This is a genomic window from Cupriavidus sp. H18C1 (assembly GCF_049311595.1).
In the GTDB taxonomy this organism is placed as follows: domain Bacteria; phylum Pseudomonadota; class Gammaproteobacteria; order Burkholderiales; family Burkholderiaceae; genus Cupriavidus; species Cupriavidus cauae.
Genome location: NZ_CP186008.1, coordinates 2,825,163 through 2,838,154, shown reverse-complemented (window position 1 = coordinate 2,838,154; position 12,992 = coordinate 2,825,163). Strand labels below are relative to the sequence as shown.

The following is a 12,992-nucleotide window of genomic DNA, read 5'->3' as shown; positions in this document are numbered from 1 at the left end:
CACTAAGGGTCTGGAGCGCTAACGGTCTGGAGCACCAACGGACCACGGCACTAACGCATTGACGCAATAAGGCATTCACGCACCGGCGCACCAGCGCACCGCCATCAGGCGCCCCGGCGCTGGTCCTGGAACGCCGCGGCGGCCCGCTGCAAGCGGTCCCGTACGCCCGCCCACTCGTGCCCCTCGGGCAGGGGCTCGACGTACAGCCGGGCGAAGCCTTCCTTGTCGAGCCGGCGCAGCAGCCGGTACAGCTCCCGCGCATAGGCCCTGGCATCCGCCGGGGCCTGCACCCACACGCAGCGCGGATCGTCCGCCGGCGCGGCGGCGACCCAGGCCACGCGGGCATCGGCCGGCAGCGTGGCGAGGTCGCGTGCGAGCGCACGCGTATCGGCCAGATACAGCGGCGTGCGCGGCGCGTAGTGGGCCTTCAGCGTGCCCGAGGCCCGCGGCGCGGACGCATCGGGCGGCAGCGGCGCGGCGCCGAGCACATCGGCCATCATCGCCGGCGTGATCGCGCCCGGGCGCAGCAGCACCGGGCCGATGCCCTGGTCCAGCCGCGACAGGTCGACGATGGTCGATTCGATGCCGACCTCGACGCCATCACCCTCAAGCACATAGATGCTGTCGCCGAATTCCTCGCGCACATGCTGCGCGGTGGTCGGGCTGACCTGGCCGAACTTGTTGGCCGACGGCGCCGCGATGCCGCCGCGGCCGCGCTTGAAACGCGACAGCAGCGCCTGCGCGACCGGGTGCGAGGGGCAGCGCAGGCCGATGCTGTCCTGCCCGCCCGCGACGTCGGCGGGGATATGCGCGGCACGTTTCAGGATCAGCGTCAGCGGCCCGGGCCAAAAGGCGTCGATCAGGCGCTGCGCGGCCTCGGGTACCTCGTCGGTCCAATGGCCGATGTCGGCGCCGTCGACCACATGGACGATGATCGGATGGTTGGACGGCCGTCCCTTGGCCGCGAAGATGCGCGCCACCGCCTCCGGGTTCTCGGCATCGGCGCCGAGGCCATAGACGGTTTCGGTCGGAAACGCGACCAGCTGCCCGGCCTCGAGCAGGCGCGCGGCCTCGTCGAGCTCGGCGGCGGTCGGCATCCGGGAAGGATGGGAAGCGGCGGCCATCGTCATCACCCTGTGCAGGAAATCAGGGCGCGATATGCAGGATCTGCAGCGCCGCGTCGAAGGCGCGCTGCGCGTCTTCCGCACGCTCGCCGATGCAGTTGACGTGGCCCATCTTGCGTCCGGGCCGCGCGTCGCTCTTGCCGTACAGATGGAGCTTGGCGCCGGGCTGGCCGACCACCGCATCCCACGCCGGCTCGCGCTCGAGCCCGTATTCGTACCAGACGTCGCCCAGCAGGTTCAGCATCTTGCCGGCCGAATGCTGGCGCGTACTGCCCAGCGGCAGCCGGGCCATCGCCCGCACCTGCTGCTCGAACTGGCTGGTCTCGCACGCGTCCATCGTGATATGGCCGGAGTTGTGCGGGCGCGGCGCCATCTCGTTGGCGATCAGGCTGCCGTCCTTGAGCACGAAGAACTCGATGCACAGCACGCCGACATAGCCCATCTCGCCGGCGATGGTGGCCGCGGCGGCACGGGCACGGTCGGCAATCTCGGCCGACACCTGGCGCGACGGCATCACCGTCGAGAACAGAATGCCGTCGCGATGGACATTCTCGGCCAGCGGCCAGGTCGCGGTCGCGCCATCGGCGCCGCGCGCGGCCAGCACAGAGACCTCATAGGCCAGCGGCAGCATCTGCTCCAGCACGCACGGCACATGCTGCATCGCGTTCCAGGCGGCGCGCACGTCCTCGCGCGTCTTGACGCGGGCCTGGCCCTTGCCGTCGTAGCCCATGCGCGCGGTCTTCAGGATGCCCGGCAGCAGCTGCTCGGGCAGCTGGTCGATATCGGCATCGTGCTGGATCACCCAGTGCGGGGCCGGCGGCACGCCGGTGCGCTCGGCGCAGGCGGCGAAGAACTTCTTCTCGCCGATGCGGTTCTGCGCGATCGACACGCAATGGCCGCGCGGCGCGACGAAGGCGCCGAGCTGCTCGAGCCGCTCCAGCGACATCGACGGCACGTTCTCGAATTCGGTCGAGACCGCCTGACACAGCTTCGCCATCTCGGTCAGCGCCGCCTCGTCGGTGTAGGCCGCGCAGATATGCCTGTCGGCGACCGCGCCGGCCGGGCTGTCCTGGTCGGGGTCGAGCACGCAGACCTTGTAGCCCATCGCCTGGGCGGCATGCGTGAACATCCGGCCCAGCTGGCCGCCGCCGAGCATGCCGAGCCAGGCGCCGGGCAGGATCGGCGCGTTCGGGCCGCCGACGCCGAATTCGGCGCGCGACTCCGGCGTGTGCGCTTCGATCAGATGGGGATGGATATCGGTGGGCATGCTCGTGCGGATTCCAGGGGAACGGTTCGCGGCCGCCGGCGACGGCCGCGGGGCGTGATTCAGTGAGTCAGCAAATCAGTGAATCGGTGAATCAGTCAATCGGTGAAGCGGATCGGCGTCGGGCGGTCACAGCGGCAAGGTCATCGCCCGCGCCGCTTCGGTCTGGCGCGTGCGGAACGCTTCGAGCGCCGCGGCCAGCGCGTCGTCGACGGTTGCCAGCGTGGCGATCGCGTGCAGCGCGGCATTGACCGCGCCGGCCTCGCCGATGGCGAAGGTAGCGACCGGCACGCCCTTGGGCATCTGCACGATCGACAGCAGCGAATCCTCGCCGCGCAGGTACTTGGACGGCACCGGCACGCCAAACACCGGCACGATGGTCTTGGCCGCGATCATGCCCGGCAGATGCGCGGCACCGCCGGCGCCGGCGATGATCGCGCGCAGTCCGCGCGCGCGCGCCGTCTCGGCGTAGCGGAACATCTCGTCTGCCATCCGGTGCGCCGATACCACCTGGGCCTCGAACGGGACGCCGAAATCCTTCAGCATCGCCACGGCGTGCTGCATCACGTCCCAGTCCGAACTGCTGCCCATCACGACGCCGACCAGCGGCTTGTTTGTCTGGCTCACTTCCAATCCTCGCTTGCGTGGCGTGCCCGCGGCCGCCCGTTATTGCAGTTCCTGCCCGGTCAGCCGGGTCAGCGCCTCGCGGTACTTGGCCGCGGTCTTCTCGATCACGTCGGCCGGCAGGGCCGGCGCCGGTGCGGTCTTGGGCCACGGCTTGCCGTCGATGCGCACCGCCTCGAGCCAGTCGCGCACGAACTGCTTGTCGAACGACGGCGGGTTGGTGCCCACCTGGTACGAATCGGCCGGCCAGAAGCGCGACGAATCGGCGGTCAGCACCTCGTCCATCAGCGTCAGCGTGCCGTTCTCATCGAGGCCGAACTCGAACTTGGTGTCGGCGATGATGATGCCGCGCGTGGCGGCGTAGTCGGCCGCTTCCTTGTACAGGCGGATCGAGATGTCGCGCATCTGCGCGGCCAACTCCTTGCCGATGCGCGCCTCGACCTCGGCGAAGCTGATGTTTTCGTCGTGCTCGCCCATCTCCGCCTTGGCCGCCGGCGTGAAGATGGGCTCGGGCAGCTTCTGCGCGTTCTGCAGGCCGGCCGGCAGCTCGATGCCGCAAACCCGGCCGGTCGCCTGGTAATCCTTCCAGCCCGAACCGGCCAGATAGCCGCGCACCACGGCCTCGACCAGGATCGGCTTCAGACGCTTGACCACCACCGCGCGGCCGCGCACCTGCGCGACTTCGTCCGGCTGCACCACGGTCTCGGCGGCGATGCCGGTCTCGTGGTTCGGCACGATATGGGCCAGCTTCCGGAACCAGAAGTTGGCCATCTGGTTCAGCACGCGGCCCTTGCCCGGGATCGGCTCGCCGAGGATCACGTCGAACGCCGACAGGCGGTCGGTCGTCACGATCAGCAGCTTGTCGTCGCCGACGGCATAGTTGTCGCGCACCTTGCCATGGCCGAGCAGCGGCAGCGAGCGGATGGAGGACTGATAGAGAGCGTCAGACATAGAAATAGGTCGGCGAGCCGGAGAGAGGGAGAAACAATGAGGGGCTTCGTGCAGTCGCGAAGCCCCATCGGTCGATGCACTGGCCACGCCATGGCGTCGGCCATGGCCCGGCCCTCATGCGCTGAAGGCCGGGCCGCGGCGGCTCAATGCGCCGCCGACTGCATGGCTTGATGCACGGCTTACTGCACCGCTTACTGCACCACCTGCGACAGCTTGCCCGACTTGTACTGCTCGGCGATGTCCTTCAGCGCGATCGGCTTGATCTTGCCGGCCTGGCCTTCGCAGCCGAACGCGACATAGCGGGCCTTGCAGACCTGCTTGGCGGCCTCGCGGGCCGGCTTCAGGTATTCGCGCGGGTCGAACTTGCTCGGATTCTCGACGAAGAAGCGGCGGATCGCGCCGGTCATGGCCAGACGGATATCGGTGTCGATATTGATCTTGCGCACGCCGTACTTGATCGCCTCCTGGATTTCCTCGACCGGCACGCCGTAGGTTTCCTTCATGTCGCCGCCGAACTTGCGGATTTCCTCCAGCAGTTCCTGCGGGACCGACGACGAGCCGTGCATCACCAGGTGGGTGTTGGGGATGCGGGCGTGGATTTCCTTGATGCGGCTGATCGCCAGGATGTCGCCGGTCGGCTTGCGGGTGAACTTGTACGCGCCGTGCGAGGTGCCGATGGCGATCGCCAGAGCGTCCAGCTGGGTCGCCTTGACGAAGTCGGCGGCCTGCTCGGGGTCGGTCAGCAGCATCGAGTGATCGAGCTTGCCTTCGGCGCCGATGCCGTCTTCCTCGCCGGCCTCACCGGTTTCCAGCGAGCCCAGGCAGCCCAGTTCGCCCTCGACGGTCACGCCCACGGCGTGGGCCATCTCGACGACCTTGCGGGTCACCTCGACGTTGTACTCGTACTCGGCCGGCGTCTTGCCGTCCTCGCGCAGCGAGCCGTCCATCATCACCGACGAGAAGCCCAGGTCGATCGCGCCCTGGCAGATCGCCGGCGACTGGCCGTGGTCCTGGTGCATCACGACCGGGATATGCGGATAGGCTTCGACCGCCGCCTCGATCAGGTGGCGCAGGAAGTGTTCGCCGGCATATTTGCGGGCGCCCGCGGAAGCCTGCATGATCACCGGCGCATTCACTTCGTCGGCGGCCTGCATGATGGCCTGGACCTGCTCCAGGTTGTTGACGTTGAATGCCGGCAGACCGTAGCCGTTCTCGGCGGCGTGGTCGAGCAACTGGCGCATCGAAACGAGTGGCATGTCAGACTCCTAAGAAAAGAATGGGGTTCTCGGTATTGGGATGTTCTTCGGGCTGCCGGGCTGTCGCCACGGTCCGCCGCTATCGTGGCAAGTTTCCGTGGGGCGCGGCACCGGGCTGTGTTCCCCAGCGCACCGTGCCCGCCGTCATCGTTCGCGTCATGGTTCGCGTCATCGGCATCGCCTCCCGCTTGATGGTCAGCCGCAGGGTCGGCATCGGCATCTGCGTCACAGCCCGACCCGGACGATCTTCAGCGTATTGGTGCCGCCCGGCTGCCCCATCGGCTCGCCGACCGTCAGCACGATGAAATCACCGCGCTGCACCACGCCCTTGGCGAGCAGCAGCTCCTCGGCCTGTTCCAGCGCGGTATCGCGGTCGGTGCTCGATTCCAGCGGCAGCGGCACCACGTTGCGGTACAGCTGCATCTTGCGCTGCGAGGCCAGGTTCGGCGTCATCGCGTAGATCGGCACATGGATGCGGTGACGGCTCATCCACAAGGCGGTCGCGCCCGAGTCGGTCAGCGCGGCAATGGCCTTCACTTGCAGATGATAGGCGGTGAACAGCGCGCCCATCGCGATCGACTGGTCGATGCGGGTAAAGGTCTGGTTCAGGAAGTCGGTGTCGAGCTGGACCACCTCGGACTTCTCGGCCTCGACGCAGACCGCGGCCATCGCCTCGACGGTTTCGACCGGATAGCGGCCGGCGGCGGTCTCGGCCGACAGCATCACGGCATCGGTGCCGTCGAGCACGGCGTTGGCGACGTCCGACACCTCGGCGCGGGTCGGCACCGGATTGACGATCATGCTTTCCATCATCTGCGTGGCGGTGATGGTCAGCTTGTTGGCCTCGCGCGCGAGCCGGATCATCCGTTTCTGCAGCGCCGGCACCGCGGCGTTGCCCACTTCCACGGCCAGGTCGCCGCGCGCCACCATGATGCCGTCCGAGGCCGCGAGGATTTCCTCGAGCACGCCCGGCCGGATCGCCTCGGCGCGTTCGATCTTGGCGATCATCCGGGCCTTGTGGCCGAACTGCTGGCCCGCCACCGCGGCGAGCTGGCGCGCCATCTCCATGTCGGTGGCGTTCTTCGGGAAGCTGACCGCGATATAGTCGGCGCCCAGCGCCATCGCGGTCTTGATGTCTTCCATGTCCTTGGCCGTCAGCGCCGGCGCCGACAGGCCACCGCCCTGGCGGTTGATGCCCTTGTTGTTGGACAGGTCGCCGCCGACCTTGACGGTGGTGAAGATCTCGTTGCCGATCACGCGGTCGACGCCCAGCACGATCAAGCCGTCGTTGAGCAGCAGCAGGTCGCCCGGGCCGACATCGCGCGGCAGGTCCTGGTAATCGAGGCCGGCGCGTTCCTGGTTGCCGAGCTTGCAGCCGGCGTCCAGCACGAACGGGTCGCCCGCCTTCAGCGTGACCTTGCCGTGCTCGAACTTGCCGACGCGGATCTTCGGCCCCTGCAGGTCGGCCATGATCGCCACCTCGCGGCCGCAGGCCTGGGCGGCCTCGCGCACCAGGCGCGCGCGCTCGAGGTGGTCTTCGGCCACGCCGTGCGAGAAATTGAGCCGCACCACGTCGACCCCGGCCGCAATCATGCGGGTCAGCATCTCGAGCGTGCTGGAAGCGGGGCCGATGGTGGCGACGATCTTGGTCGAACGGGTCATCTGGTTTCCTTGTCCTTGGCGTGTCGCGGCCGGTTGCCGGCGGGGTTGCCTGCGGGTCGCCTGCAGGTTGCCGGCAAGCGCTGCGGCCGCGTCCCGCGTCCGGTGGACGCCGGGCGGCGGCCGGGTCCGGCGGTCAGCCGGCGGCGCGCTGCTCCAGGACTTCGAAGGCCGGCAGCGTCTTGCCTTCGAGGAATTCGAGGAAGGCGCCGCCGCCGGTCGAGACATAGCCGACCCGGTCCGCGATGCCGTACTTGGCGATCGCGGCCAGCGTGTCGCCGCCGCCGGCGATCGAGAAGGCCTTCGATTCGGCGATCGCTTCGGCCAGCACCTTGGTGCCGTTGCCGAACTGGTCGAACTCGAACACGCCCACCGGGCCGTTCCAGACGATGGTGCCGGCCGCCTTCAGCTGCTCGGCCAGCATCGCCGCGGTGCGCGGACCGATGTCGAGAATCATGTCGTCGTCGGCCACGTCCTTGACGTCCTTGACGGTGGCTGCGGCGTTGGCGCTGAACTCCTTGGCGCAGACCACGTCGACCGGGATCGGCACCGAGGCGCCGCGCGCGGCCATGATGTCGATGATGGCCTTGGCTTCGGCGCCGAGGTCCGGCTCGGCCAGCGACTTGCCGATCTTCAGGCCGGCGGCCAGCATGAAGGTGTTGGCGATGCCGCCGCCGACCACCAGGTTGTCGACCTTGTCGGCCAGCGACTTCAGGATGGTCAGCTTGGTCGAGACCTTCGAGCCCGCGACGATCGCCACCAGCGGCCGGGCCGGCTGGCCCAGCGCCTTGCCCAGCGCGTCGATCTCGGCGGCCAGCAGCGGGCCGGCACAGGCGATCGGCGCGTATTTGGCGATGCCGTGGGTGGTCGCCTCGGCGCGGTGCGCGGTGCCGAAGGCGTCGTTGACGTAGATGTCGCAGAGCCTGGCCATCTTCTGCGCCAGCTCGTCGCTGTTCTTCTTCTCGCCCTTGTTGACGCGGCAGTTCTCGAGCAGCACCACCTGGCCGGGCGCGACCTCGACGCCGTCGACCCAGTTCTGCACCAGCTTGACGTCCTTGCCCAGCAGTTCCGACAGGCGCTTGCCGATCGGCGCCAGCGAATCGGCCGGCTTGAATTCGCCCTCGGTCGGGCGGCCCAGGTGGGAGGTCACCATCACGGCGGCGCCGGCGGCGAGGCACGCCTCGATGGCCGGCACGGAGGCGCGGATGCGAGTGTCCTCGGTGATATTGCCGGCGTCGTCCTGCGGCACGTTGAGGTCGGCGCGGATGAACACACGCTTGCCGGACAGTTTGCCTTGGGAAATCAGGTCGGATAGACGCAGGACAGAGGTCATGGCTCTTGCGGGAAAGATCGGAAAAACCGGCATTTTACCTGAACGGGGACCCCCTTTTGCGCAATTGCAACGGGGTTGCGCCGCCCAGCGCACAAAGGCAGGTGAAACCCTCATCACATCCTGCTGACGACCCCGCTTCAAACCCGTACCATAGCTTTTCGGCCACCGCAGCCGCCCCCGGGGCGCTGCCCTCGAGAAGCCGTCGCATCCCAATCAAGAAGAAAGAAGAAGATGGAGCCGACCGGGCCGTCGCAAGAGCCTGGCGGCGCATTGCTTTGTCGTCGGAACCAGGGGTAGTCGATGAACCAACGGGAAGTCCATGGCGCAGACCATGGGCGGCGCCAGCCATTGCACGCGCCGCCCGCCGCCTGCCGCGCCATCGCGTCGATGCGGAGGCGGCAATGAACGACAGCGACATCCACGACACCATCCGCGGACTCTACGAGGGCATCGTGGATCCGCAGGCGTGGCAGCGCAGCCTGCAGAACCTGCGCCGCGCGAGCGGCAGCACCCAGATGGGCATGGTCGTGCTCGACAAGCGCAACGACCGCATGTCGGTGACCGAGCTGGCCAATCCGGTCGAGGGACTGGTCCAGGCCTACCAGCAGACCTTCGAGGCGCTGGACCCGGGACGGTCCTTTGCGCCGCGGATGCCGGTCGGCGGCTGGTACATCGATGCGCGCGAGCTGGGTGCGGGCACCATTGCGCGGCATCCTTTCTATGGCGACTTCCTGCACCGCTACGGCATGGGCTCGGTGATGGCCTGCCTGGTCGATCGCCAGCCCTACTACGAGGTCTATTTCTCGCTGCAGCGACCGGTCGACGGGCCGCTGTTCGCGCACGAGGACGCGCGGGCGCTCGACTGGGCGATTCCCCCACATCCGCCAGGCGATGGCGCTGCGCGAGCGCACCAGCGCGCTGACCGCGTTGCAGCGCATGTCGATGCAGCTGCTGGACCAGCTGGCATTCGGCGTGATCGTCTTGACGGCCGACGCGCGGGTGCTGCTGCACAACAGCGAGGGCGAGGCCTGGGTGCGCCGGCTGGTGCCGAATCCGGCCGCGCCGCGCACGGGTGCCGGCGCTGGCACGGGCGACGAATGGAAGCTGTCGCGCCCGTTCGCGGCGATGATCCGCGCGGCCTGCGATGCCAACGCGCCGGTGCCGGCCCAGGCGGCGACGGCGCAATCGCGCCAGGGCGCCCGCGCGCAGGTCATCGTGCTGCCGCTGCCGCCGTCGCATGCGATGGGCCAGGCCTGGCAGCAGCCGGCCGCGCTGGTCGCGATCCACGACGCCCGCGGCAGCTCGCCGCTGTTGCCCCAGGTACTGCGCGATCTCTATGGACTGACGCCGGCCGAGATGCGGCTGGCGACGCTGCTGACCACCGGCATCGGGCTGCCCGAGGCCTGCGAGCAGTTGCAGATCGGCCGCGAGACCAGCCGCACCCAGCTGAAGTCGGTGTTCATCAAGACCGGCACCAACAGCCAGGCGCAGCTGTCGCACCTGCTGACCCAGCTGAGCGCCACGCTGAAGGCGCCGCGGGCCCAGCCCGATGGCGGCGGCTGACGTCCGGCAGACGGCGGCCTGACGTCTTGCCCGGCGTCTGCCTGACGTCTTTCCTGACGTCTTTCCTGACGTCTTTCCTGACGTCTTTCCTGACGTCTTGCCCGACGTCTGTCTGACGTCTGCCTGACGGCTAGGCCAGCAACCGCAGCGCCGTATAGACCGCCATGCCGACCGCGATCATGCCGAGCATCTTGCGGGTGGCGAGGTAGAACAGCGCCGCGGCGATGCCGGCGATCAGCTTGTAGTTTTCCAGGCCGACGGTGAAATGGCCCTGCCAGGTCATCAGGTCCGGCAGGATGATGGCCGCCAGCGCGGCGGCGGGCGCGTAGCGCAGCGCCCGCTGCAGGCGGTCGGGCAGGCTGACGTGCTCGCCCGCCATCAGGAACAGGGCGCGCGTGACGATGGTCACCACCGCCATGCCGATCAGCGCGATCCAGATCTGCCAATGGCTCATGCCTTGTCCTCCGCCGACGACGCGGCGTGGCCGGCCCGCGTGCCGGCGTCGTTGCCGGCGTTCCGGCTGGCCGTGCCGGCTGCCTTGTCGCGCCGCCGCTTGTTTTCGATGCCGCGCAGCGTGGCACGGGCCGCCATCTGGTCGCTCGCCATGCCGGCCGCGATCGCCCCTACCACCGCCACCACCAGGCCGAGCCGGTACGGCAGGTCGAAGAAGAACAGCGCCAGCACCGCCGATACCGCGACCGCCATCAGCGTCGAGCGGGAATTGATCGTCGACACCATCACCGGGATCAGCGCCAGCGTGCCGGCCAGGGCCAGGCCCCAGCTGTCGGGGAACAGGCTCGCCAGCAGGATGCCCGCCATCGACGAGACCTGCCACATCACGAAGTTGGTCAGCGCCATGCCCCAGAAATACCCTTCCTTGCCGGACTCGTAGCCGGGCGCCTGGAAGCGCTGCATGAAGAAGACGAAATGCAGGTCGCCGTTGAACGACCCCAGCAGCGTGCGCCGCCACAGCGGCAGATAGCTGAAATGCGGCTGCAGCGCGGCGCTGAAGATCACGAAACGCAGATTGACCACGGCGGCGGTCAGCCAGATCGTCCACAACGGCATGCCGGCGGCGAACAGCGGCAGCACCGCCAGCTGGGCCGAGCCGGCATAGACCAGCAGGCTCATGCCGATCGCCTCGGGCACCGTCATCACCGACTTGCTCATGGCGACGCCCGTCACCAGTCCCCACGAGAACGTGGCCGGCAGCGACGGCGCGAAACGTCGTGCGCCGGCCAGGAAGCCGGTGCGCTCGGCGGGCGGAAAGCGGGTCCAGAAATGGTGCAGGACGCCTTGCGTGGCACGATGCCAAAGGCGCAGCCAGGCCGGGGGCCGAGGGGAAGTCATGGAGCGGACGCGGTGAGGATTCCGGCCGATCGCGCGACGGCGATCCAACGCGCCGCGCCGGCATCGCCGGACACCCCGCCGCGAGCGCGGCGGGTAAGGCGCCATTATAGGGCCTGACGGGAATTGGGTAAGTGGGCGCTTAAATGATGCGCGCGGCGAGCAGTCACGCGGGTTGGTCGGTCATATTCGGCCCCAGCAAGCGGAAGCCAGGGGTACGGGCCGCCGCGGCATCGAAGGTCGCCACCCAATCGCACGCCGCCGCGTGGCACGTTCGTTCGATCAGGCAATCGGCGAAGTCCGCGCCGGACGTCGCATACGAATGGAGCGCCTTGCGGACCGTCTCGGCTGCCTCGACCACGAATTCGCGAGAGTCCAGTATGCCTTCGACGAGCTCGACGATCCCGCTTCGCTTGATCGCGAAGCGCCGGGTCATCACCCACACCAGTTCGACGAGGGCGACCATCGGCACGTACCCGCGCCGCTCGGGGCTCAAGCCCTCAAGCAAGGCGCTGGCGATGGGAGACTGCAGTGGATCGTCCTGAGCGAAGTACCGGACCAGGACGTTGGTATCAATTCCGATCACCGGCCGACGCTCCCTGTTCCGCGATTGCGGCGTTCATGTCGTCGACCGAAACGGGTTTGTCCGGTTTGGGCACCACGCCCTTCAGCCGCTTGACCGACTGATGGGCGGGAATTACCTCGTAGTTGCCTGTGGCTTCGTTCATTACAAACTCCACGCGATCGCCAGCCGACAAGCCCAACCTATCCCGAACCTCCGCAGGAAGGGTGACTTGCCCCCCTCGAAGTCATCGTGACCGATGTCATCTTTGCTTACCTCCCCTCTCGATCCGTTCCGAACACTCGCATTGAACGCCAGTGGACCGCGGGCAGCAAGCTGGCAATTTTGAACTTGGAACCGGCTCCCCGACTTTCCAGAAAGAACGGCGCTCCTCAGCAATTCGGACGGCTATCGGCGCCGCCCATCGGCACCGCGCTGCGCATGGCCTCCGCATCTTTCGCCGGCGGGGTGCCGAACAGGCGGCGGTATTCGCGCGTGAACTGCGGCACGCTTTCGTAGCCCACCGCAAAGGCGGCGCTGCTGGCGGTCATGCCATCGGCCAGCATCAGGCGGCGCGCTTCGATCAGCCGCAGCTGCTTCTGGAATTGCAATGGCGACAGCGACGTGACGGCGCGGAAGTGCTGGTAGAACGACGATGGGCTCATGCCGGCGACGCCGGCGAGCCGCTCCATCGGCAATGGCCTGGTGAACTCCTCGCGCAGCACCGCCACGGCGCGCGCCACGCGCCGCGCATTGCCTTCCGGCCATCCCAGTTCGCGGATGGCCGCGCCATGCCGGCCGGCCAGCAGCCAGTAGTGCAACTCCCGTACGCGCTGGGCATGAAGCACCGGCACGGCCTCCGGCCGCTCGAACAGGCGCATCAGCCGCAGCGCGGCGTCGGCGACCTCGGCATCGGTCGGCTGGTACCGCACCGCCACGCCCTCGGCCGCCGGCAGGGTCTGCATCTGGGCGGCGAGGTCCGCGATCACGGCCGGCTCGAGGTCCAGCACCAGCGACAGGTAGGGCGCTTCGGGGCTGGCCCGCGTGACCTGGCTGACGGTCGGCACGTCGGCGGTGATCAGCAGCGAGTCGCCCGCCTCGAAGGTGAAGGTCTGCGTGCCCATGGTGACCTGCTTGCTGCCCTGAAGCACCAGGCAGACCAGCGGCCGCGCGATGGCATGGAGCAGTCCGCTGGGCGACCTGGCCTTGATCGTGGTCAGGCCCGGCACGGGCGTTTGGGCAAGGCCCTCGGGATCGGCGTAGGCGTCCGTGTACCGGCGGACGGCATCGAGCAGGTCGGCGTTCATGG

The 12,992-nt window shown here is 68.4% G+C and carries 13 protein-coding genes and 1 pseudogene; 1 reads left to right on the top strand and 13 read right to left on the bottom strand.

Going from position 1 to position 12,992, the window contains the following annotated elements:
- Nucleotides 1-104: 104 nt before the first annotated feature.
- From OJJOAM_RS13205 to OJJOAM_RS13170, 8 genes are all read right to left on the bottom strand, one after another.
- The gene (locus OJJOAM_RS13205; protein WP_422649588.1) at nt 105-1,097 is read right to left on the bottom strand and encodes an L-threonylcarbamoyladenylate synthase; all 993 of its coding nucleotides are present in this window, start codon (nt 1,095-1,097) and stop codon (nt 105-107) included.
- Between the two features lie 49 nt (nt 1,098-1,146).
- Entirely contained in the window at nt 1,147-2,391 is a 1,245-nt protein-coding gene (locus OJJOAM_RS13200) for a 5-(carboxyamino)imidazole ribonucleotide synthase (protein WP_422648205.1), read from the bottom strand.
- 126 nt (nt 2,392-2,517) lie between these two features.
- Entirely contained in the window at nt 2,518-3,015 is a 498-nt protein-coding gene (purE, locus tag OJJOAM_RS13195) for a 5-(carboxyamino)imidazole ribonucleotide mutase (RefSeq protein ID WP_422648204.1), read from the bottom strand.
- Nucleotides 3,016-3,054: 39 nt separating this feature from the next.
- Complete coding sequence (locus tag OJJOAM_RS13190) at nt 3,055-3,963, bottom strand: phosphoribosylaminoimidazolesuccinocarboxamide synthase (protein WP_422648203.1); 909 nt, start codon at nt 3,961-3,963, stop codon at nt 3,055-3,057.
- A 191-nt stretch (nt 3,964-4,154) separates the two neighbouring features.
- Nucleotides 4,155-5,219: a class II fructose-bisphosphate aldolase gene (fba, locus tag OJJOAM_RS13185; protein WP_422648202.1), complete on the bottom strand. Its 1,065-nt coding sequence runs from the start codon at nt 5,217-5,219 to the stop codon at nt 4,155-4,157.
- Nucleotides 5,220-5,444: 225 nt separating this feature from the next.
- Nucleotides 5,445-6,881, bottom strand: a complete 1,437-nt coding sequence (pyk, locus tag OJJOAM_RS13180; protein ID WP_149316828.1) for a pyruvate kinase — start codon at nt 6,879-6,881, stop codon at nt 5,445-5,447.
- Between the two features lie 133 nt (nt 6,882-7,014).
- Nucleotides 7,015-8,211, bottom strand: a complete 1,197-nt coding sequence (locus OJJOAM_RS13175; RefSeq protein WP_422648201.1) for a phosphoglycerate kinase — start codon at nt 8,209-8,211, stop codon at nt 7,015-7,017.
- A 137-nt stretch (nt 8,212-8,348) separates the two neighbouring features.
- Nucleotides 8,349-9,149 (bottom strand): hypothetical protein, encoded by an 801-nt coding sequence (locus OJJOAM_RS13170; protein WP_422648200.1) that lies wholly within the window; start codon nt 9,147-9,149, stop codon nt 8,349-8,351.
- On the opposite strand from OJJOAM_RS13170, the gene OJJOAM_RS13165 reads away from it, so the two are divergent.
- Entirely contained in the window at nt 9,103-9,774 is a 672-nt protein-coding gene (locus OJJOAM_RS13165) for a helix-turn-helix transcriptional regulator (protein WP_422648199.1), read from the top strand. The two genes, OJJOAM_RS13170 and OJJOAM_RS13165, sit on opposite strands and share 47 nt — an antisense overlap.
- 130 nt (nt 9,775-9,904) lie before the next feature.
- Here the strand turns inward: OJJOAM_RS13165 and OJJOAM_RS13160 are convergent, their stop codons facing one another.
- The 5 genes and pseudogenes from OJJOAM_RS13160 to OJJOAM_RS13140 form a co-directional block, all read right to left on the bottom strand.
- On the bottom strand, nt 9,905-10,228 hold the full coding sequence (locus OJJOAM_RS13160; RefSeq protein ID WP_149316825.1) for an AzlD domain-containing protein: 324 nt from the start codon (nt 10,226-10,228) through the stop codon (nt 9,905-9,907).
- The gene (locus OJJOAM_RS13155) at nt 10,225-11,124 is read right to left on the bottom strand and encodes an AzlC family ABC transporter permease (RefSeq protein WP_422648198.1); all 900 of its coding nucleotides are present in this window, start codon (nt 11,122-11,124) and stop codon (nt 10,225-10,227) included. Before OJJOAM_RS13155 ends, OJJOAM_RS13160 begins: the two co-directional genes overlap by 4 nt.
- 163 nt (nt 11,125-11,287) lie before the next feature.
- Nucleotides 11,288-11,707 carry a PIN domain-containing protein gene (locus OJJOAM_RS13150; protein WP_422648197.1) on the bottom strand — a complete coding sequence of 140 codons (420 nt, stop codon included), beginning with the start codon at nt 11,705-11,707 and terminating at the stop codon, nt 11,288-11,290.
- A pseudogene (locus tag OJJOAM_RS13145) lies at nt 11,694-11,949 on the bottom strand (AbrB/MazE/SpoVT family DNA-binding domain-containing protein). Before OJJOAM_RS13145 ends, OJJOAM_RS13150 begins: the two are co-directional and overlap by 14 nt.
- A 126-nt stretch (nt 11,950-12,075) precedes the next feature.
- Complete coding sequence (locus tag OJJOAM_RS13140; protein WP_422648196.1) at nt 12,076-12,990, bottom strand: AraC family transcriptional regulator; 915 nt, start codon at nt 12,988-12,990, stop codon at nt 12,076-12,078.
- Between the last annotated feature and the right edge of the window lie 2 nt (nt 12,991-12,992).

Coding starts and splice junctions, on each gene's coding strand:
- OJJOAM_RS13170 (WP_422648200.1), bottom strand. CDS start 9,149: ATGCGCTGCAACGCGGTCAGCGCGCTGGTGCGCTCGCGCAGCGCCATC.
- OJJOAM_RS13160 (WP_149316825.1), bottom strand. CDS start 10,228: ATGAGCCATTGGCAGATCTGGATCGCGCTGATCGGCATGGCGGTGGTG.
- OJJOAM_RS13165 (WP_422648199.1), top strand. CDS start 9,103: ATGGCGCTGCGCGAGCGCACCAGCGCGCTGACCGCGTTGCAGCGCATG.
- OJJOAM_RS13190 (WP_422648203.1), bottom strand. CDS start 3,963: ATGTCTGACGCTCTCTATCAGTCCTCCATCCGCTCGCTGCCGCTGCTC.
- OJJOAM_RS13205 (WP_422649588.1), bottom strand. CDS start 1,097: ATGCCGACCGCCGCCGAGCTCGACGAGGCCGCGCGCCTGCTCGAGGCC.
- OJJOAM_RS13200 (WP_422648205.1), bottom strand. CDS start 2,391: ATGCCCACCGATATCCATCCCCATCTGATCGAAGCGCACACGCCGGAG.
- OJJOAM_RS13155 (WP_422648198.1), bottom strand. CDS start 11,124: ATGACTTCCCCTCGGCCCCCGGCCTGGCTGCGCCTTTGGCATCGTGCC.
- OJJOAM_RS13140 (WP_422648196.1), bottom strand. CDS start 12,990: ATGAACGCCGACCTGCTCGATGCCGTCCGCCGGTACACGGACGCCTAC.
- pyk (WP_149316828.1), bottom strand. CDS start 6,881: ATGACCCGTTCGACCAAGATCGTCGCCACCATCGGCCCCGCTTCCAGC.
- OJJOAM_RS13175 (WP_422648201.1), bottom strand. CDS start 8,211: ATGACCTCTGTCCTGCGTCTATCCGACCTGATTTCCCAAGGCAAACTG.
- fba (WP_422648202.1), bottom strand. CDS start 5,219: ATGCCACTCGTTTCGATGCGCCAGTTGCTCGACCACGCCGCCGAGAAC.